General features: G+C 63.8%; 17 protein-coding genes, 1 tRNA gene and 1 pseudogene. 7 read left to right on the top strand and 12 right to left on the bottom strand.

Annotated elements, in window-relative coordinates:
* Positions 1 to 50 precede the first annotated feature (50 nt).
* Complete coding sequence (locus FXY94_RS05180; RefSeq protein WP_016663967.1) at positions 51 to 563, bottom strand: MarR family winged helix-turn-helix transcriptional regulator; 513 nt, start codon at positions 561 to 563, stop codon at positions 51 to 53.
* 228 nt (positions 564 to 791) lie between these two features.
* Here FXY94_RS05180 and FXY94_RS05175 point away from each other — a divergent pair, with 228 nt between their 5' ends.
* Together FXY94_RS05175 and FXY94_RS05170 are read left to right on the top strand one after the other, a co-directional pair.
* On the top strand, positions 792 to 1,334 hold the full coding sequence (locus FXY94_RS05175) for a YceI family protein (RefSeq protein WP_016663966.1): 543 nt from the start codon (positions 792 to 794) through the stop codon (positions 1,332 to 1,334).
* Positions 1,331 to 1,672, top strand: a complete 342-nt coding sequence (locus tag FXY94_RS05170; protein ID WP_016663965.1) for a glutaredoxin family protein — start codon at positions 1,331 to 1,333, stop codon at positions 1,670 to 1,672. The genes FXY94_RS05175 and FXY94_RS05170 overlap by 4 nt, the downstream gene beginning before the upstream one ends.
* Positions 1,673 to 2,042: 370 nt before the next feature.
* Here FXY94_RS05170 and FXY94_RS05165 read toward each other — a convergent pair whose 3' ends face one another.
* The 3 genes from FXY94_RS05165 to FXY94_RS05155 all read right to left on the bottom strand — a co-directional run bounded on the left by FXY94_RS05165 (position 2,043) and on the right by FXY94_RS05155 (position 5,811).
* Complete coding sequence (locus tag FXY94_RS05165; RefSeq protein ID WP_005504750.1) at positions 2,043 to 2,141, bottom strand: 30S ribosomal protein bS22; 99 nt, start codon at positions 2,139 to 2,141, stop codon at positions 2,043 to 2,045.
* Between the two features lie 197 nt (positions 2,142 to 2,338).
* Entirely contained in the window at positions 2,339 to 4,033 is a 1,695-nt protein-coding gene (locus FXY94_RS05160; protein WP_016663964.1) for a GTPase family protein, read from the bottom strand.
* Positions 4,033 to 5,811 (bottom strand): dynamin family protein, encoded by a 1,779-nt coding sequence (locus FXY94_RS05155; protein ID WP_016663963.1) that lies wholly within the window; start codon positions 5,809 to 5,811, stop codon positions 4,033 to 4,035. The genes FXY94_RS05160 and FXY94_RS05155 overlap by 1 nt, the downstream gene beginning before the upstream one ends.
* Before the next feature lie 145 nt (positions 5,812 to 5,956).
* Here FXY94_RS05155 and FXY94_RS05150 point away from each other — a divergent pair, with 145 nt between their 5' ends.
* A complete protein-coding gene (locus tag FXY94_RS05150) occupies positions 5,957 to 7,363 on the top strand; it encodes a TrkH family potassium uptake protein (protein WP_016663962.1) in 1,407 nt (468 codons plus the stop codon).
* A gap of 19 nt (positions 7,364 to 7,382) precedes the next feature.
* On the top strand, positions 7,383 to 8,051 hold the full coding sequence (locus FXY94_RS05145) for a potassium channel family protein (protein WP_016663961.1): 669 nt from the start codon (positions 7,383 to 7,385) through the stop codon (positions 8,049 to 8,051).
* 41 nt (positions 8,052 to 8,092) lie between these two features.
* On the opposite strand, the gene proC is transcribed toward FXY94_RS05145, so the two are convergent.
* Genes proC through FXY94_RS05130 form a run of 3 tightly spaced genes read right to left on the bottom strand, consistent with a single transcriptional unit; the run spans position 8,093 to position 13,614 of the window.
* The gene (gene proC, locus FXY94_RS05140) at positions 8,093 to 8,932 is read right to left on the bottom strand and encodes a pyrroline-5-carboxylate reductase (protein WP_016663960.1); all 840 of its coding nucleotides are present in this window, start codon (positions 8,930 to 8,932) and stop codon (positions 8,093 to 8,095) included.
* A gap of 15 nt (positions 8,933 to 8,947) precedes the next feature.
* Complete coding sequence (locus FXY94_RS05135; protein WP_016663959.1) at positions 8,948 to 9,127, bottom strand: hypothetical protein; 180 nt, start codon at positions 9,125 to 9,127, stop codon at positions 8,948 to 8,950.
* The gene (locus tag FXY94_RS05130; protein WP_051120628.1) at positions 9,124 to 13,614 is read right to left on the bottom strand and encodes a hypothetical protein; all 4,491 of its coding nucleotides are present in this window, start codon (positions 13,612 to 13,614) and stop codon (positions 9,124 to 9,126) included. The genes FXY94_RS05135 and FXY94_RS05130 overlap by 4 nt, the downstream gene beginning before the upstream one ends.
* Before the next feature lie 194 nt (positions 13,615 to 13,808).
* Between FXY94_RS05130 and FXY94_RS05125 the strand changes: the two genes are divergently transcribed.
* Complete coding sequence (locus tag FXY94_RS05125) at positions 13,809 to 14,024, top strand: Rv0909 family putative TA system antitoxin (protein WP_016663957.1); 216 nt, start codon at positions 13,809 to 13,811, stop codon at positions 14,022 to 14,024.
* A 306-nt stretch (positions 14,025 to 14,330) separates the two neighbouring features.
* On the opposite strand, the gene galE is transcribed toward FXY94_RS05125, so the two are convergent.
* Positions 14,331 to 15,344, bottom strand: a complete 1,014-nt coding sequence (gene galE, locus FXY94_RS05120) for a UDP-glucose 4-epimerase GalE (protein WP_016663956.1) — start codon at positions 15,342 to 15,344, stop codon at positions 14,331 to 14,333.
* A gap of 695 nt (positions 15,345 to 16,039) precedes the next feature.
* Between galE and FXY94_RS11110 the strand changes: the two are divergent.
* Positions 16,040 to 16,162, top strand: a pseudogene (locus tag FXY94_RS11110) (transposase); the annotation flags it as partial.
* A gap of 125 nt (positions 16,163 to 16,287) precedes the next feature.
* On the opposite strand, the gene FXY94_RS05110 reads toward FXY94_RS11110, so the two are convergent.
* Positions 16,288 to 16,974 (bottom strand): copper resistance CopC family protein, encoded by a 687-nt coding sequence (locus FXY94_RS05110; RefSeq protein WP_016663955.1) that lies wholly within the window; start codon positions 16,972 to 16,974, stop codon positions 16,288 to 16,290.
* A 26-nt stretch (positions 16,975 to 17,000) separates the two neighbouring features.
* Positions 17,001 to 17,687 carry a molybdenum cofactor guanylyltransferase gene (mobA, locus tag FXY94_RS05105; protein ID WP_016663954.1) on the bottom strand — a complete coding sequence of 229 codons (687 nt, stop codon included), beginning with the start codon at positions 17,685 to 17,687 and terminating at the stop codon, positions 17,001 to 17,003.
* Positions 17,688 to 17,815: 128 nt separating this feature from the next.
* On the opposite strand from mobA, the gene FXY94_RS05100 reads away from it, so the two are divergent.
* Positions 17,816 to 17,888 (top strand) — tRNA-Arg (locus FXY94_RS05100).
* A gap of 96 nt (positions 17,889 to 17,984) precedes the next feature.
* Here FXY94_RS05100 and FXY94_RS05095 read toward each other — a convergent pair.
* Both FXY94_RS05095 and FXY94_RS05090 read right to left on the bottom strand, forming a co-directional pair.
* Complete coding sequence (locus tag FXY94_RS05095) at positions 17,985 to 18,989, bottom strand: Gfo/Idh/MocA family protein (RefSeq protein ID WP_016663953.1); 1,005 nt, start codon at positions 18,987 to 18,989, stop codon at positions 17,985 to 17,987.
* Positions 18,986 to 19,990 (bottom strand): Gfo/Idh/MocA family protein, encoded by a 1,005-nt coding sequence (locus tag FXY94_RS05090; protein WP_016663952.1) that lies wholly within the window; start codon positions 19,988 to 19,990, stop codon positions 18,986 to 18,988. Before FXY94_RS05090 ends, FXY94_RS05095 begins: the two co-directional genes overlap by 4 nt.
* Positions 19,991 to 20,015: the final 25 nt, after the last annotated feature.

The raw sequence follows: 20,015 nt of genomic DNA, 5'->3' as shown, positions 1-20,015 counted from the left end.
AAAGAGTGGCCACGAAGCGACCACAAAGCCTTGGCCGTCCAGCCTAGCCTCTAGTCCCGCTCGCCGGCGGAAAACTCAATGCACTCGCGGTCCTCATCACTCACGAGCTTATCGAGGATGCGAGCAAGCTCGAGAAAATCCTCTCTACCCAGCGGCTCCAGAAGAAATTCACGCACGCTTCTCACATGCACCGGCGCCGCTTGCTCGAGCAGCTCGCGGCCCGCGGCCGTCAACACGGCGACGCGCCCGCGACCGTCGGACACCGAACGCTCCCGCGCCACCAGACCGCGCTTTTCCATGCGCGCCACCGTGTGCGTGAGCCGAGAGCGCGAGTGGACGACCTGTTGGGCGAGATCCGACATGCGCACGCAGTCGCTTTCGCTCTCGCTCAGCCGTACGAGAATTTCGTACTCGGGGAGCGAAAGGTCGATTCGTGGATCCTGCTCGAGGGTCTGCGAGAGGCGATCCTTGAGGCGCGTGGTCGTGAAAAGGTAGGTGCGCCATGCCTCTTGTTCCTCGAGGTCGAGCCACGGGACCTCCTGCCCGACGTCCTCGTTCGCCACCTGCGGCCCCTTTCGCTCAAACTCTCGGATAGTGCATGAAAACGCCTCCTATTATGCGCGTATGGGGACCCGGGTGCACGAAAGGGTGTCCCCCACCTCACCTCCTGAGCGGCAGCGAGGGCAGGTCGCGAGGGTTGACAACACCACACATCAGGTTTTAGTTTAGTTTTCAACTTCTGGGGTTGTGGAACACGCCCGCCCCAATCCACGGCAGAAAAGGAGAACCCCATGACCGCACTTCCCGAAGGCCTCACGCAGGGAACCTGGACCCTCGATGCCTCGCACACCACCGTCGCCTTTACCGTTCGTCACGCCGGCGTTTCGAAGACTCGCGGGCAGTTCACCGACGTCTCCGGCCGCATGGTCATCGGCGAAAAGCTCGAGGACTCTCGCGTCAATGCCGAGATCCAGATTGCCTCCCTCACGACCGGGAACGAGGATCGCGACAACCACCTCAAGAGCGCCGACTTCTTCGACGCCGAACAGTTCACCGCCATGGCCTTCACCTCGACGGCCTTCGACGGCACAACCCTCAAGGGTGATCTCTCGATCAAAGACGTCACCAAGGAAGTCGAACTTGACGTCGACTACGAAGGCGCCGCAACCGATCCCTTCGGCAGCTACCGCGCGGGCTTCTCGGCGACGACCAAGATCTCCCGCAAGGAATTTGGACTCACGTGGAATGCGGCCCTCGAAGCCGGCGGCGTTCTCGTGGGCGACACGGTCACGATCACGATCGACGTCGAGTTCACGGCGCCCGCGGCAGCATGACACCCCCCGAAGGATCCGCCGAGCCGGGCCTCGTCTCCTCGAGCGGCGCGCGCATTGTGCTGCTCGAAAGGCCCGGCTGTCACCTGTGCGAGGAAGCAGCCGAGGTAGTCTCGCGCGTCGCCGCGCTCACGGGTGAAGAGGTCGAGCGCGTCAACATTGAAGCCAATGATGAGCTCGCGCGGCGTTGGTCGATTGAGATTCCCGTTGTCGCCGTCGACGGCGACGTTGTCGCCGTCTATCGCGTGAACGAAGAGGAGCTCAAGGCTGCCCTCGTACGCGGCCTGAGGCGCCCGAATCCGCTCTTTGGTGCGGCAGCGCGCATTTTCCGCCGCGGCTAGCGTAGGGCTGGGTGCGGCAACACCGCCCAGTAACTCCCGGTTCAGGCACTAGGGCCCCTCCTCATGAGGAGGGGCCCTAGTGCTTTGTGTGCCTCACCATCCCCCCTATCCATCCCCCTTCTCCTCTCCGCCCCCTCCCTTTCCCCTCTCCGCCTGCCTTTTCGAAAGTGGTGAAAAACGGCGTGAGAGTTGCGTTTTGGCGCGCCAGGAGGCGATTTTTCGCCACTTAGAATCCGGGAGCGAGAACAGAAACCAGGGGCCGAGATTGAAACCGGGGGCTATAGCCTGGAATGAATCACAAAGAAGGCCGCCGCCCTCCGGATGGAGTGGCGGCGGCCTTCTGCACAAGCGGGCTTTGGCCCGCTGCGCCTTACTTCTTGTTGCGGCGCTGGTGGCGGGTCTTGCGGAGAAGCTTGCGGTGCTTCTTCTTCGACATGCGCTTGCGACGCTTCTTGATCACGGAACCCATGATTGCCTCTTTTCTTACAGTACGTGGTGGCGGCGGCACCGCCCAGGTGTCAGTGGCCGGCACGCGCCGAGCGCAGCCGGGGCGGCCACCCTCTCGCGGGGCAGCGGCCACAAACACAGACAATGAACTATTTTAGCGCTGCACCCCAATGCGCTCAAAGGGCATTGACGAAGCGTGAGGGGCTTCACGCGCACGTTTCAGACCGACGCCACGAGCGTGGCAAGGGAAGCCTCAAGGCGCGCCGCCCGATCAAGCTCCCCCTGGGCACGTGCAACGACTGTGCGCTCCGCTGCCTCACGAAGCGAGGATCGCAGCGCGCGACGAGCCCGCCGCTTCCGGGAAGCCGCAACGAAAGAATTGAGAACCGCGGCAAGGGCACCCAACACGATTCCGAGCCCAAGCCCCGCAATAATCATCGCCGTCGGTACGGGCACGGGAACCCACAGCCCCTCAAGCATCGGCATGGGCGGCTTCGGCACCTGAAGGAAGTCGAAGCCAGCAAGGGCGAGAAGCCACAAGAGCCCCGCTATTGCCATTAGGAACGAGAGCCACTGCACGATGTTGAGCGGGAGCCACGTCCACGACTTTTCGGCTCCGCGAAAGTCTGTATGGGTGAGGGCATAATCGACCTCGTCGGGAAGGGCGTCCTTCTCCTCTTCGAGAGCGTCCGCGAGACGACCCGGCCACGGATCCGGTGCCTGACCGGCAAGAGCCAACGCGAACTCATCGACCGCGCGATTCATCCGGGCACGTGCGCCAGGGGCATCGATCGAAAGTGAGGATCGTGCGACGAATTCGTCGTCCGAATCTCCCTTGCGGTGCCTGTTACCTCCCCGCCCGACGCGCATGCGCTCGAGCGGGTCAATCTTAAACGCGCCAATCCACCGCAGCGCCGGCCAGCCGGTATGGCGACCCGCGCGCGTGCGGTAGCTTTGCGCAACTGCTTCAGAGATTTTGTCCACCTGGGCCGCGGTAGCGCAGGCATCTTCGAGTCGGTCGAGCTCGACGGTTGGTACTTCTCGCGCGAGCCGAGGAATCTCGGCGGACTTACGCGAAACGGTCACCCCGGTCGCACGCGCGATGGCCTCCCCCTCGGCGCGAGCGTCCGCGAGCAGACGCTCGAGAACAGCGCGCTTCGACTCGACAACGGTGGCGATCTGAGCTCGCAAGTGAGGGAGCCCGGTGCCATCGACGGCACTCACGAGGCATACCTCTGTTTTCGCAAGACCGTCCTCGGCAAGCAGTGCCTTCATCGAGGAGCGCACCGCCGCACCGTCGGCCTTCGTGAGGCGATCGGCCTGGTTCACGACGACGATCGTGACCGCATCGTGGCGCGCGAAGCGGCTAATGAACTCGGTGTGCAGCACGGCGTCCGCATACTTTTCGGGATCCGTAACCCAGACGAGCACATCGACGGTGCCGGCGAGACGCTCGGCAATCTCGCGGTTAGCGCTCTCGACAGAATCGAAGTCGGGGAGGTCCACGAGGATGGCTCCCTGCGGGAGGGATCCGCGGCCCACCGTGTGCCGCTCGCGAATCTCGAGCCAGTCAAGGAGCGAGGCCGCTGAGCCGTCCACGTGTTCATCCGCAGACTCGGGGAGGATCGCGAGAGCTTTCGAGGTCGTGGGGCGCCTGTGCGCAACGCGCGCGATGTCCTCACCGACGATCGCATTCACGAGCGAGGATTTCCCCGATCCCGTTGCCCCGAAGAGCCCGATCACGGTGTGCTCGCTCGAATGCTCGAGACGCTCCGTGAGCCGCGCACACGCGGCACGCGCGCCCTCGAGCGTCGCATCGTCGAGGAGCGGCTCCGCCTCCACAACCGCGCCGCTCAGGGCCTCCACGGCAGTGTCGAGTCGGCCGCGGGTCTTCGTGACGGATCGAGTGCTCACTATTGCCCACCCCTTCGGGGAGCAGCGGAGGGGCCACCCAGGTTCTCGATGAGTTGACGCACGGTCTCGGCATCGCTGTGAATCGTGCTCGATGCCGTCGCGATGGGGTGCGCAGCGAGTGCCGTAGCGAAAGCTGTTGCTTGTGTGTCCACGACGTTGCCGATGCGCGAATCGAGCATTCCGCGCGCTTTCTTCGCGAGCCGCCTCACGGCCTCATCGCCAAAGATCGATTCGAGAAGTTTCTGCCCCACGAGCGCCGTCGCCGTTCCCGCGCCTACCTCGAGGCCAGTCGGCATGAAGGCGGTGGAGGCGAACACCACGACCATGAGCGCGATGCCCACGACGTTCACGCCGAGGGACAGCACTCGTGCCTGCGTGCGGCGGTCTGAACCCTCTGATTCGACGAGGTCAAGGACGTCCTTTTGCCACGCCCGTACCTGATCCTCAACAGTGCGGCGGAAGCCTTCGGGCACCTGCATAAGCGTGACGGCAAGGCCGGGGCTCGACTGCAACAGGGACGCGCCTGCCGCATGCGAGTTCCACGCACGAACGGTACGCGAGCGAGCGTTGGCAACCTGGTCGATGACGACGGTCACGAGGCCCGTCTCAATCGCGTTCTCGGCTGCGACCACCGGGCGCGTGCGTCCCGTAAGAGCCGCGGTGATGCGGTCGCGCGTGCGCGACACCCACCCCTGTACGCCCTTGAAAAACTCACCGGTGCCAACGACGTCCTGCCAGCGCGCGAGAACCTCACCGCGCAGCAGCGCACCGTCGCGCGTAAGGTTCGCGATCGAATCCTTCGCCGCATCGAATTCGGCGCGCGCGAGCGCCGCAAGCCGATCCCGTTCGTCTTCCTGCGCGGCGACCGCTTCGCCGAGTTCGTCGAGAGATTGCGCTGTCGCCACGAGCGCCCCGCGCAGGGTGCGCCGCGCGATCGCGCTGCGCGCCTCCTTATCGCGGGCGAGCGCCCCCAGCCACGCCGAAAGCTCGCGCACCTCATCTGTTTCGAGGATCTCCCCCTCGCCGAGCTCCTGCTCGTGGATCGCAAGCAGTCGCTCCGTCATAACGCCGCGCTCCGCGAGCATCGCTCCCAGGTGCGACGTCAAATCTTCGGCAACCCCGTCCTTGTGCGGGATGCGATTCATGATGACGACCACGGTCACCTCGCGCTCCGCGGCTTGCGCGAGGGCGAGCCACGGCACCGCATCCGCGTACCGATGCGCGGTTGTCACGAAAATCCAGAGGTCTGCCGCACGAAGTAGCTGGCCAGCAAGCTCGCGGTTTTCGCGGCTGACCGAATCGATATCGGGCGCGTCCAAAAGTGCGATTCCCTGGGGCACGCGTTCGCTTTCGACCAGGTGAAGGGCCGTGCCGAATCCAGCTCCGCGTTCGCGCGCTTCGGGGCTTGACGCACTCATGTGCACGCGAGGAAGCGAGGGCAAGATTCTGTCCCCTTCGAACCACTGCGCATCAGAGGGATTGTGCACGAGAACCGGTTGGCGCGTCGTCGGCCGCAAAGCCCCCGCGCGCGAAATGTTCTCCCCCACGAGGGCATTGACGAGCGTCGACTTACCGGAGCCGGTCGAGCCGCCCACTACCGCGAGAAGCGGCGCCTCGAGAGAGGCAAGCCTCGGTGCGAGGTGGTCCTCAATCTGCTGCGCAATATGCCCTGCCTTTTCGCGCGCCTCAGCCGCGCCGGCGATGTCAAAAGGGAGACTCGCCTCGCGCGTGCGTCGCGCGAGCGGCGACAGAAGGGGGGAATCGGCACGTGCATCCATGACACAAGCCTACCGAACTGGGCCTGCAGTGGAGCGCGACAACCGTCGGACCCGAGCGGCCCACCGGTCCCCCACAAACATGCCCCGCGCCCTGAAAGGGAATAGAGTAAACGCGGCTCCACTTCTCGCGCCGAAAGGAGGCTCCGTGGGAGCACCCGTCATCCCCCGCCTAAAACCACGGCGCCGCCTCAACGCGATCACGTCTTTTATTTCGCGCCTCGTGCGCGAAGCGGCCCGCACCTCCCCCGCGCGCCTCGCACTGTTCGTGTTCACGGCAATGATCCTGCTGTTCACGATCATCCTGGAACTGCCCATTTCAAGCGTGTCCGGTCAGCGCACCCGCTTTGCTGACGCCCTCTTCACCGCTGTGAGCGCCATGTGCGTCACCGGCCTCGTCACCGTACCCACGCAAACCCACTGGTCAACGTTCGGGCTCGTCGTACTCATGGCAGCGATCAAAGTGGGCGGTCTCGGTGTTTTGACTCTCGCTTCGCTCCTTGGCCTGAGCGTGATGCGGCATATGGGCTTGGCTCAGCGAATCGTGACGGCCCGCGAAACCAAGGCCGCTAAGCTCAGCGAGGTCGGCGGGGTTTTGCGCACGATCGTTATCACCTCAACGGGGTTCGAGATCGCGACGTTCATCGCCCTCGTCCCCTTCCTCTTGCGCCACGAAACGAGCCTCAAGTACGCCCTCTTCAATTCGATTTTCTACGCGATCTCGGCATTCAATAACGCGGGGTTCATCCCGGAGGTTGGCGGCATTTCGCGCTACATGGCGGATCCGTGGTTTTCGATCCCGATCGCCACGTCCGTGTTCGTGGGCGCGCTCGGCTTCCCGGTCATCCTCGTGCTCGTGCAAAACTGGCGCACGCCCGAGCGCTGGAGTCTTCACGCGAAGCTGACGATTTGGACCTCGAGCATCCTGCTGGTCGCGGGCACCGTCGGAGTTCTGCTTTCCGAGTGGGACAACCCCGCCACCCTTGGTGGCCACGGCTTCGACACGAAGCTGCTGTCGTCAACATTCGCGAGCGTCATGACCCGCTCCGGCGGCTTCTCCACTCTCGATATCGGCGCGATGAACACCGACACGTGGCTCATCATGGATCTGCTCATGTTCATCGGCGGCGGCTCAGGGTCGACGGGTGGTGGCATCAAGGTCACGACGTTCGCCCTGCTCGTGCTCTCGATCATCGCGGAAGCACGGGGCGACCGCGACATTGAGATTTTCGGTCGCAGCATCCCGTACGACACGATTCGCCAGGCGATTGCCGTTCTCGTGATCAGCGTGCTGTTCGTTGCGATCGCAACGTGGACGATGCTGCGCCTGACGGATTACCCGCTCGATCGCGTCCTGTTCGAGGTCCTGAGCGCGTACGGCACGGTTGGGCTCTCGACAGGGATCACGAGCGATCTCAGCCTTGCCGCGAAGTACGTCATCATCGTGTGCATGTACGTGGGGCGTATCGGTCCAATGACCCTTGGTGCGGCGCTCGCGCTGCGCAGCCGCCGACGGGTCATCCACCTGCCCGAAGAACGGCCCGTCGTCGGCTGAGTCCGGTAGGCTGGAACACATGGCAAACTCCCGCTCCTTCGGCCGCAGCGTCCTGATCGTCGGCCTCGGTCGTTTCGGGGCGTCGATGGCCCTCAACCTCGAATCGCTCGGCACGAACGTGCTCGCGATCGATAAACGCGCTGATCTCGTCCAGGATTACTCGGGCAAACTGACCCACGTGGTCGAGGCAGATGCCACCAATATTGAAGCGCTCAACCAGGTTGGCGCGTCCAGCTTTGACGTCGCCGTCGTTGGCGTCGGCACGTCGATTGAAGCGAGCGTGCTCATCACCGCGAATCTCGTGGACCTCGCGGGCCCCGTCATTTGGGCGAAGGCCATCTCGGTTGCCCACGGCAAGATTCTCGAGCGCATCGGCGCGCACCACGTCGTGTTCCCCGAGAAAGACGCGGGTCAGCGGGTCGCGCACCTCGTCAACGGTCGCCTCCTCGACTACATCGAGTTCGACGACGGGTGGGCGATCGTGAAAATGCATCCGCCGCGCGAGATCCAGGGCTTTTCCCTTGGCGAATCAGACATTCGCACGAAGTACGGTGTCACGGTCGTTGGCGTGAAGTCTCCGGGCCGCGACTTCACCTACGCTGAGCCCGAAACGGTCGTCTCCTCGCACGACACGCTCATCGTTTCCGGCCACACCGAGCTGATCGAGCGTTTCTCTAACCGCCCGTAGCACGAGTTTCCGGGTAAAGGGTTCCGACGATTGCCTCGCCCCTAGCGCTCTTCCATTTTCCGCGACGCCTGTGCGGCCGCTCTCATGCCGCGTGCCATGAGCGCACGGATCCCGCCTTCTTCAAGTGCGGCGATGGCCTGCGCGGTCGCACCGCCCGGTGAGGTCACGGCGTAACGCGCACTCGTGGGCGTTTCACCGGTCTCGTGCAGGAGGGTTGCGCTTCCAAGCATGGTGCCCACCACGAGATCCGTGGCAACGGCCCTCGTGAAGCCTTGGGCGACGGCTTCGTCGATCATCGCCTCGACGATGAGGAAGAAGTACGCGCTTGCGCTCCCGGCGGCGCCGATCACGCCGTGAACCTGATGTTCGGGAATGTCGACGACGGTCGCGGACTGCGCGAAAAGGGCGTGCGCAAGCGCGCGCTCAGCCTCGCTCGCGTGGTCGCCCGGCATGAGGCCCACGACGCCGCGACCGACCGCGATGGGCGTGTTCGGCATCGCCCGCACGAGCGCCGTGTGCCCGTCGAAAGCATCGCCGAGCGTTGCGAGACTCGCTCCGGCGAGAAGCGACACAATGAGCGTGTCCTTCCGCACGTGCGGGGCAATCGCGGGGGCCATGTCGTCGAGGTGGTACGGCTTAAAGCCGAGCACGATCACGTCGGATTCGGCAACGGCGGCTGCGAGGGTGTCGTCGGACCCGAAGCGTTCAAACGCACTCGTGGCGCCGATCTCCTGAGCGGCCACTTGCGTGGACGTCGCACTCGAGTTGAGAAGAACGAGTCTGTCGGCGCCGACGCCGGCCTTGCGGATGGCACGCGCGACCGCGCCGCCCATGTTGCCGGCGCCGATCACGGTGACGGTGAGGTCAGTAAGGTTCGCCATTGCACGCATCCTTCGCTATCGAGTGCGGCCCCAGTGCGGCGGCACGTCCCGCATGAGCCGCTCGTCGTTTGAGTCGTCGCCGCGATCGGCCGGTGCCCGCTTCGGGATCACGCGGTCCTTCGCTGGCTCGACCTCCATGGGCTTTCCCGTGATGGAGGAAACGACGAGCCTGCTGCGAGCCTTTTTCTCGCTCACCGAGCCTCTCCCTCGCTTTGTTTCGCGAGGTAGCGGCGAATCGCGGCTGAAACTGACACGTCGAGCAGGACGCTGCGCTCGGTAAACGCCAGGAACTCGCGCACCTCCGTAGCGAGTTGCTCGGAGAATCGAGCCTGACCGTCCGAGCATATGTAGGCGACGACCTGATCGAAGTCGTCCGGTCCGTAGAAGCTCAACGGGTGACCGGCCGGGATCTTCGGCTTCGGCAAGCGATGGCGGGCAGCGCCCCGCCCGATTTTGATGTCCTGCTGCTCGAGGTAGTCGTGGTAGGCGCGCTCGACGCTCTTGATCACGCGTTCTGCTTCGCCCTCGGGATCGATGAAGAGGGCCCACGACCAGACGCGCTCAACAGTCCATCCCGCCGCTTCAAGGCGCTCTGCGCTCAAGCGGTCGCGTTCACGCTGGTCCGTGATTTCGCGGTAGCGCGGGCCGTCTGTCGCGACGGCGACGAGGTAGCGCCCGGGAAGCTCGGGGTGGGCGATCGCGAGTTCGACGCGCTCGCTCGACAGGCCGTAATCGAGTTCGACCGTGTAACCGGCGCGCCACAGGCGGTCGGCGAGGTCAGCGACGAGCGCTTCGGAGCTATCGGGGATGTCCGGTTCGGCGGGATGCTCAGGAGCATTATCGTCGGTAGCCTCGCCCTCGACCGCAGTTCCGGGTTCGCCTTCGTCAGCCGGCTCGTCGCCCTCGCTATCCTCGCCGGCGTCGACCGGTTCCGAGGGTTCGGTTTCGGCGGGGCTAGCGTCGGCACTCTCGTTCTGCTCGGCAGGTTCCGACGGCTCCTCGATCTCTACCGCAGCCTCGTGATCAAGCACGCTTTGCGAGAATCCAGCCTCGAGGAATTCAAGCAAAAGCCGCAGGTCACGCGCGCCCTCCGTGCGAAGCCTATCCACCTCGAGATCGCTGCTGCGCACGGCGCTTACGACGCTCGTGTGGAAGCGGGCTCGGGTCAAAACCGTGAGGAGGGCCCTGCGGCCGGCGTCCGTCGACAGCGGGCCGAAGCGATGCAAGAGGCGATCGTGGGGGGTGAGACCGAAGCCGAGTGACACGATGACGTCGTCGCGCACGATCGCTGTTGCCGCCTGCGCGGGCACGACCGTGAAGAATTCTTCGCGCTCGGGGTTGAAGAAGTCGTGTAGATCGGGCAGGCGACTCACGGACCGCATGACCGAGTCCTGGACGGCCTTGGCATGCGTGGGTGTGAGGGTCAGGACCGCGAGTGAGCGCTCGGGGTTGTGGCGCGCGTGGTAGATCACGAGGTCGGTGACGCGGCGAAGCTCGGCGTCGGTCGACTCCACAAATTCCGCGCCCTGGCGCACGGGGCCCCTGCCATCCGGGACGTAGATGAAGGTGTCCTCGTCGATGTGCTCGGGGCTCGGCGGCGCGAGCAGCGCACCCCATCCCGCATCGAGCGCCTTCGCGCGGTTCTCGACGAAGCGTCGCACGCCGCCGGTCGCGGGATGCGTGTCGCGCACGAGCCGCAGCACGGGCGCGACTTCACTCGCTTCGTCGAGGAGGCGGGCCATGCCCGAGTGGTGGGCGCGAACATCGTCGCCATCAACGAAGTCAAACGGGTCGCCGACGATCACGGCCTGGCTCGCTCGCGACACTGCCGGGATCGCCGCGGCCGTGGGGAGTCGCGCAGCATCGGCGAGAATGACGAGATCGAAGTGGCGCCCGGCGGGAATCATTTGCGGCACCATGAACGGCGAAGCAAGCCACAGTGGCCGCGCACGGAACATGATGTCCTGATACTTCCCGGCAGTGTCGCGCACGCTCATCGTTCCCGGAGTATTGAGCTCAATAATCGCGCTGCGCGACGTTTCCGGGAAACGCTTCATGGTTTCCACGAGCAGCTCGTCCACGCGCTTGCGAACCCGGAAGCGACCGGCGTTGAGATTGTGCACGTCGAGGCGGCGATAGCGCTCGGCCACCTGGGAAAGCTTCGTACCGTCGTACTGCGAAAGGGTCGGTTCAGCGCGCGCGATGAACTCGAGCACGCTCACCCACCACGCGAGATTGAGCTCGGCGACGGCGAGGTCACTTGTGATTTCCGGGCCGCGAATATCGCGAAGGAGCGCCGTGAATCCCTCAAATTCAAGTTCACGCATGACCTTCGTGCGGCGAGGGAGAACATCGAGCACCTCACTTCGCGCGTTGAGCTCCTTCATGCGTTCGTGAAGCGCGCCAAGTTCGGTGTTGTCGAAGTCGGTGCCCTGCTCGGTGCCCGCGAGAAGAACCTGCAGTTCATCGAGGCTCTTTTGTGTGCTACCCACGAGCGCCTCAACCTCACCGAGCGACTTCGGTACAACCGGGGTGAGGCCAGCGTCGGTCGCGATCGCTTCCCACTGGCGGTGGATGTCCTGAGCGGCCAGGAGGTGCGCGCGCAAGTTCTCCGTGTTTTCCGACGGTTGCAGCATCGATTTTGCGAGCTTCTTCCAGCGGCGACGCTCGCCAAAGCCCATGACCGCCCCGTGTTCCTCGCGGAAGGTTTTGTCGGAAACCGCTGCGAGAAGCATGTCGATTTTCTCGTTGAACAGCTCCGGGCGCACGTGGCGGAAAAGGGAGCGCATGGCATCGAGAACGCGCACCGTGTGCCGAAGCTCCGCGAAGCTGCGGGCCTTTTCAAGGTTGCACGGCGCACCGAGAGCCTCGGCGTGCTCTATAAGCTGCGGAAGTGAGGCCTCATCGAGCTCGGTCACGAGTTCGAGTGCGCGCTTGGCCTGGTGCTCGCTCGTGATCGAGGCCCCGTACCACGGGGTGTCCTCGGGAACCATGCCGAGCGCGCCCGATTCGACTGCCTCGCGCATGAGTCGCTCGTACCGTTCGCGATCCTTGAGGATCGCCACGGCGACGTTCGACGTCAGTCGCACGCCCGTGCGCGGCGCGGGGCGGCGGCGTGCAAGATCGGCCAGTTCATTGATCGCTTCGTGGGCGCTCACACCCCACGGTTCCTGCACACGGTGCATCGCCTCGACGTGCCCCGTGAGCACGTCGCGCGCCTCTGCCAGCCCTTCGGGCTCAGCGAGACTGACGGGCGGCACGAACGAGCTTGCTTTCGCGAGCGAGAGCAGCATCGAGCGGCTCGCCTCGCGCTGGAGATGCGGGTCGGGGACGAGGCTAAGGAGGATGTCCTCGAGGCCCGCGGCCTCGATTTCTGACTGAAGCTCGGCGAGTCGACTCGAGCTTTGCGACACGAGAAGCACGCGTTTGCCGGCGGCGATCTGTTCAGCCGCGAACGCCACGACGGTGGGCGCTAGTGGGCGACCTGGCGCGCCGTGAACCACGAGTGCGGGGCGCCCCTGGAGGTTTTCGGCAATGAGGCGCGCATCGGCATCGGCGCTCGCGACCGACTCGGGCACCTCCTCTTCTGAAGAAGGCTCAACTGCGAGTTCATCGCGTGATTCTTCGTCACCCGCGAGCGCGCCGATGATCGGCAGGTCCGCGAGGTCCTCGGCCGGAACATCGAAGTCTTCGAGCATGGGGCCCGAGGTATCCACGAGGTTGCCAACGACAAGAGCGTGGGAGATGCGGAAACCGGGAAGCGGTTCCCCGAGCGAGCGGAACGCGTCGAGGACCGGCTGCGGATCGAAACCGTGGTGAGAGTCGGTGAGTTCGAGTAGCGCACGGGCGTCGATGAGGACGCCTTCGTCGCGAAGGGCCCTCAGCACGAGGGGGTTGAGGTCGACAGCGGCGTCAAGGTCGATGTCGATGTCCTCGCGGGCGCCACCTCGCACGTGCAGGTTGAGCGGACGCAAAAGGAGCGGCGCATGCACCTGCTCGCCCGAAAGATCCACCCAGGTTGCCTCCCCGATCGCGAGGTGGCACGTCGTGAGACCGCGGTTTTCGGCGTGGGCGAGGGCACTCTCGCGGATCTGGAATGCGGCTTCACGCGCACGCTCGAGGGAGGCTTCCTCGCGCACGAGCGAAGAGAGTCGTGTGGAGCCGCGGCTCGCAAACAGGTGGGCGAGCCCCTGCGGATGCGAGTTCGTGAGGTCGAGAAACACACCCGAGCGCATGTCTGTCAGGAAGTCGTGGTCTCCGGCGAGTGACGCGAGAGCCGTGCGCCACGTCGCAAGCGATTCCTCGATCCGTTCCTCGCGGCTGGCTTCCGTCACGAGCACGCGCGAGAGGGCACCCTGCAGGTCGGTGACGTCATCATCGTCGTCGAACGCCGCGGGGGTGAACACGTGCGCGCCGGTGTCCTCGACACTGCTTTCGGTGTACTCGTGCATCGTTTCGCGCGTCTCATGCGGGTCACGAATCTCGAGCGTGGGCTCCTCGGCCGCATGCGAGCCGCCGTCATTTTTCGCGTTTTCGGTCTCGCTAGCATCCCGGGCGCCCTCGGCGCTCGCCGATCGCCCCACCCACGCGTGACTTTCGCGCGCGCGTGAAGTCAGCGCGTCATCCTCGGCCTTCTTACTGCCCTGAGATTTCGCGCGTTTTGAACGTCCAAACCAACTCACCTTCCCACGGTATCCGAGCCGAGCCCCTGAGCCACTGAGGCGGGCATGTGGCGCGCCGCTCCTTACCGCATTTTTACCCTCGCGCACTCTTCTCTGACGACGTTCACGAACCCTCCAGGTTTCTTCCCTAGCGTTTTCGTCGTAGCTTCCACACGGGAGGCTCACGCAGTTGAGACTCTACGAAAGGACTTGACATGGGATTCGATGATGCACTGAACAAGGCCAAGGGCGCGTTCGAACAGAACGAAGATAAGGTCAAGGATTTCGCCAAGGAGCACGACGCTCAGGTTGACGGCGCGATTGACAAGGCGAGCGAGAAGGCTCAGGACGTCGCTCCCGACCAGCTCGGCGACAAGATTGCTGACGGTGCCGACAAGGGCAAGGACGCATTCGACAAGTTCCACGGCTGATCCCCATTGACTCGTCGCTAGCGCCACGGCGTTAGCACTGAAGGGGCGTTTCCCGATTCCGGGAAGCGCCCCTTCTTCAATTCCATAGAGGTTGTGGGGATTTTCAAGGTTCGTGGTGAAGGGGAGCGTCGCGTCGCTGACGTAGAACGGCTCGTTGCCCTGCTGTGATGGGTGTTGTCAAGTCATCCACATCTCGGAGGACCACGAGCCTGTGCACGAGAATAATGGTTCGCAGCGCGATGCTGCGAGCTCTCTCCACTCTGATCCCTCGTGCCCTCGCTTAGGCTTCACGTCAGAATCAACTACTCAGTCCGCCAAATCGGGAAGTATAAGCTTCCGACGCTCGAACCACTCCAGGGTACTCGCAATACCGTCCTCAAGAGATGACGATGCAGTCCAGTTCAAGAGCTCCGCCGCCTTCCTGGAACGAGTAAACGCCCCAGCGCTGTCGCCAGGACGGCGCGGAGCTTCAACGACACGCACACTCTCCCCGACCACGCTCTCGAACGCGGCGACTAGCTCACGAACGGTAGTTCCTTCACCTGTGCCCAAGTTGATAACTTGATAGGCGGAGTCGGCTGCGATTTTTGCACCCTCCCTGACTGCAGCAACATGCGCCTCTGCGAGATCCCAAACATTGACATAATCTCTAATTCCCGAACCGTCCCGAGTGGGATAATCAGTGCCCGTGATTTGGAATTCAGTATCGCCTCGGTGTGCTTCAATCAACTTACCGAGGGCGTGCGAGGGTGAAGCTATTTGAAGCCCGGTTCTAAACTTAGGGTCAGAGCCAATGGGATTGAAGTAACGCAACGACAGTACGTTGAGGTCGCTCGCCGCAGCGATGTCTTGAAGCATTACCTCAAACATCGCCTTGCTTCTAGCGTATGGACTCGTAGGGGCCAGTTCTGAGCTCTCGTCTACCGAAAAGTCCTCGCTCACAGCGTAGATTGACGCCGAACTACTGAACACAAGCTGCGAACAGCCGTTCGCGATCAATCCGCGCACGAACGCCAGAGACTTGCTGATGTTCGCTTCGTAGTATCCCAGCGGGTCCGCAACCGAATCGGGAACCACTATCAGTGCTGCAAAATGAAGCACGACTGCGATGTCAGGATGCTCCTCATAGATCCGGTCTAGTAGGGCACGATCGTCGATATCACCCTCATAGAACGTCAAGCCCTTAACGAACTCACGTCGACCGGTGATGAGATTGTCCAGAACGACTACCTCGAAACCTTCGTCCCGAAGCCTAGAAGCAACCGTGCTTCCAATGTAGCCAGCTCCCCCTGAAATGAGCACTTTGACCGGGTGATTCATGAGCAACTCCTCAGATAGTCACAATAGTGGTTCAGATCCAGTCAATATAAATTCGTCAGAAACTTCCCAGATAGCCTGCGCCACGATCTCGTGTCCAAGCACCATTCCTGACCATTGATTGACATCTCGAGCGATCCGTGAAGGATCGGTGTGTCGGTAATTCTCAACTGTCAAACGTGACGGTCCAGCAGCCTCTAGGCCCAATGTAGGAACAACCAACTCAGGACTAAGCAACAGGGATTGCTTCTGCTCGTCGGGCAACTCCTCAACCTCCGCCACCTCGAATGAACATTGATCTATGTCAACGTTCGTGCCTGTCCCGCTCTTAAAAGACATACCGAACCAAGCTTCAGGAGTCATAATCTCCAGGCGCGAACTCGCCATAAACTTCGGTGACCGACACGACTACCGGTCCCCCAGCTAGAGCTACACCCGGCACCTCCGGGCAATGTCCGAACAGCTCTCAACTAAATTTATCATGGCTGACTCCACTTACCGAGAGGGTCCGAGTCCGAAGCCTGTTGGGAAGTTCAATCCTCATCATTCGCAAAACCTTCCTCACAGGGCATCAATTCGCAACAGAACTCGCTCACTGCTTCGTGAAGTTCAAGCCTATGATTTTCCACGAACGAGTTCCTCTGAACTCGTCTAAATAACTCGTTCGGATTGGACTTGCACTCACCTATTGGAGCAGCGCTGCGGTCGAGGCCGCGAACACCGGCACCAAGAACATCAAACGCACCGGCCGCGGATTCCGCAACCCAGAGAACTACCGGATGCGCATCCTGCTGACCAGCGCCGCAAAAACCGTAGCGTGAATACCCGCCCCAGCAGGATCATTCACCACAAATCGCGAAGAGCCGGTTATGGGGCTTCGGCGGAACCTCACGGATTTACCGCACCATTACCCCCACAACCCCTATGCAATTCAGTTATGAGTGGGTTAGTCCTCGTCGTCGTTCTTTCGCAGAAGCCAGATAGCCACGGCGATCGCGAGCAGCGCCACCACAATCACCGGGAGCCACAGCGCCCAGTTGAACGACTTCTTCTCATCGGTGACAACCTTGTCGGGTGTTTCGATCGACGTCGCAGTGGCCTCCGCGCTCGCCTTGTCATTCTTGTCGCCCTTACCGGCCGCATCGCCGCTCTTACCGGAGTCACCGGACGCCGAGCCACCGTCGGCCCCTTCGCCCGCGCTCTCTTCCGTGGCGGAGCTTGCCGCCTCCTCGGACGGCCTGCTCGGGTCTTCCTTGACGGTGTAGGTGAGCGTGCCCGAAATCGGGTGGCCGTCGGAACTCACGACGCGCCATTCGAGGGTCATGTCGCCGGGAGCTGGGAGCTGGTCGAGCTCGACACGGACCTCGTGTCCATCAACCTGGGGTTCACCCTCGAACAGAACGGTTCCGGCAGAATCCTTCGCGCGCACCTCGTTCCCAAGCTTGAGCGGTTCCGCAGAAAACTCGAGCGTAATGGTGCGAGCCTCCCCCTGGAGGATCTCGGCGCCATCCGCCGGCGTCGAGCCCACGAGTCGGTCGTGCGCGAGTGCAGGCGCCGCGAAAATCATCATCGCGGCAAGAGCCGCACACACGAGGGTAAAAAAGCGAGAAGCGGGGCGTGATAGCGCGTGCATGAAAGTCCTTTCGCAAACACCGGCAATCAGCGGCGCGAGCGGGCTTGCTCGAGCTGCTCGGGTGAATCAATATCGCTCAACGAGCGGGCCACTAGCTCCGGCGCTAGTCCGCTCGCGCCTGCAAGCGTACCAACGTCAAGCCACGCCGCCTGAACGGGCTCGGGCGTAAGCTCGCCGAGAGCGCGATAGAGGGACTTTGCGCTCGCCCCAACGAGAGAGCCGCCCTCCCCCGCAACATGCGAAAGGGCGCGCGCAAGCACCGCGCGCGGCCACGCGGCGCACAGGAATTGCCGACGCCCGCCCGCATCCACGGCACCCGCAACCTTTCCGGGTGCTTCCGCGCACTCTTTTAAGAGAGCGCCGAGCACGCGCGGCTCGAGCCATGGCATGTCTCCGCCGAGCACAAGCACCACCTCATCAGTACTCCCGAGCCGCTCCAACTCAGCCAGTCCGCGCGCGAGCCCCGCGACAGGGCCGGAAAAGGGCGGGTCCTCCCGCACGCACACCGCACCGACACCCTGCACGTCCGCGCCCGGCTCCCCCACGAGGACGAGAGGCGCACCCTCGCCGAGCGCCGAACGCGCCGCCAACAGCGCGCTCGCGCGCATGGACCGCTCCTCCACCTCGAGAGTGGGTTTATCGACGCCGCCCATGCGCGAACCACGGCCGCCGGCAAGCACGATGGCCGCACCTGTAACCTCGAAAGCTTCCATGTCTCCATCCTCCCACCCGCGCCGCTTCGCGTGACATCCGCTTCCGCGCACCGCTTGGAACTTTGAGGCTGCGACGATCGCCGCTAGAGTGGAAGGGCTCGAAAGCGTGAAGCATGCGCTTTTCGATTGCCCTCGTAGCTCAGGGGATAGAGCACCGCTCTCCTAAAGCGGGTGTCGGACGTTCGAATCGTCTCGGGGGCACAACGAAAGCCCAGGTCATAAGGCCTGGGCTTCGTCGTACGACCTTCCGGTACGCAGCGGATACGCAGTAGCTTCCACCGCCAGGCGACCGCCGCGTCAGCGCAGTGGCACGGGCCTTCCCGTGCGCACCGACTCCTGCGCAGCGTTCACGACCCGCACTGTGCGCGCACCAACGGCGCCCGACGGCTCTTGTGCCTCGCCGCTGCGCACGGCTTCAAGGAAGGCATCGAGAAGGAGCGCATCGAGGTTGAGGCCGAAGGGATGCCACTGCCCGGGACCATCGACGCGTTGCGAGAACGCATCGATCTCGAGCTGGCCGCCCGTGCCAGCCACGTGCAGTTTCAGGCCTCCCCACGTGGGGGCTTCGGCGGGCTGCGACCACGAGCAGTCGATCGTCGCGGTTAACCCGTTCGCGTAGCGAAGCGTCACGAGACCGCCGGTCTCGGCGTCGCCGTCGTTCGTGTGGCCGTACAGCACGCCGTTCGCGACCGCGTGCACGGATTCGGGTTCGCCGAAGAGCGAATCGAGAATTTCGGCGATGTGCACGACGTGGTCGACGAGCGCCCCGCCACCGGCAGCTTCCGGGTCGGTGAACCAATCGCGGCCTGCGGGAAGCTTGCCGTTGTTGGCGCCCGCGAGCGCGATGATTTCGCCGAGGCTGCCGTTGTCGACGGCTTGGCGCAGCGCAGCAACCTGGGGCGAAAAATGCACGGGGAAGGCCGTCATGAGCACGACTGAGGCGTTCGCGCAGGCGTCGACCATCTCCTCGGCGTCCTCAACGCTCGTCGCGAGCGGCTTCTCGCACAGGACGTGGATGCCACGACGCGCAGCCTCGAGCACGAGAGCTTTGTGGCCGGCATTGTCGCTACAGACGACGACGGCGTCGGGAGCCTCGCCGTCGAATGCCGTCCATGCCTCGTCGATCGTTGCGACGGTGTGCTCGGCGGGAACGTCGCCGTAGCCGTCTGGATCCGCGAGGATCACCTCGGTGTCGGCGCGGCTTTCCAAGAGGCGCACGTAGGAGGCAGCGTGGACGTGGGCGGCGCTCAGTACGGCCACGCGGAGGGCGCGGCCCGCAAGGGTGGGGTCGGTCGCGTTCACAGCACGATCCTTTCGCCGGTACGGATGGATTCGCGAGCGGCCTCGGCTACGGCGATGGCGCGGGTGGCGTCGGAACCGTTCACGCGCGGGGTGGGCCCGGGGTTTCCGACGCTCGCCTGCTTTACGCAGTTCCAGAAATCCTCGATCTCGGCCCCATAAGGGTCGCGCATCCCGGCGACGCTCGGCAGGTAGCTCTTGCTCTCACCCGACGAGGCGACCGCGTCGAATTCGATCCCGGTGTTTTTTGCGGAGTCGTACGTGAGTTTGCCGCTGCTTCCCGCGACGTCGAAGGAGTAATGGAAGACGGTGCCTTTCGCACCCCACAGGCCGCGGCAGAACGTGAGTGCGCCGTTTGCGTGGGTGAGGATCACGTGAGCGGCGCGCACGCTCTGATCACCGCTCGAGATGTTCTGCGTGGCGAAGACGCTCGTCACTTCGCCCGCGAGCCACAGCGCCTGGTCGATGTCGTGGATCATCTGGTCCATGATGATGCCGCCGCTGACGGATTCGTCGGCGAACCAGGGCTGCACGGGCATCGAACCGGAGCGCTCGAAGCGAAGCACGGCGAGTTCACCGAGGCGGCCAGCATCAACAGCACGGCGAAGCGCCTCGTATTGGGGGAAGAACCGCACGACGTGTGCGGGGAAAAGAAGCAGGCCTGCCTCGCGAGCGTGCTCCGCCATGCGCGCAGCCTCACCCGATGAGAGGGCGAGCGGCTTCTCGCACAGCACGTGCGTGCCGTGATCGAGCGCGGCGTGCACGTACTCGGGATGCGAAGGGGTCGGGGTACACACGTCAATGACGTCGACCGCCCCGAGGAGACTCTCGAACGAGTCGTGGATCGTGACGGGCGCAAACTGGGCGGCGAAGTCTTCCGCTCCCTGGTTGCTGAACACGTGGATGTCTGCGTCGAGGGCCCGCCAGCCGCGGGCGTGGGAACGGGAAATGCCGCCCGTGCCCACGATGCCCACGCGCGGGCGCGGCTCAGATTGGAGGATCATTCGTTCATTCTTTCAGGTGACACTG

Source organism: Dermabacter jinjuensis (assembly GCF_902381725.1).
In the GTDB taxonomy this organism is placed as follows: domain Bacteria; phylum Actinomycetota; class Actinomycetes; order Actinomycetales; family Dermabacteraceae; genus Dermabacter; species Dermabacter hominis.
Note: the sequence above shows the minus strand (reverse complement) of the source record. Positions and strands in the feature narration are given on the sequence as shown.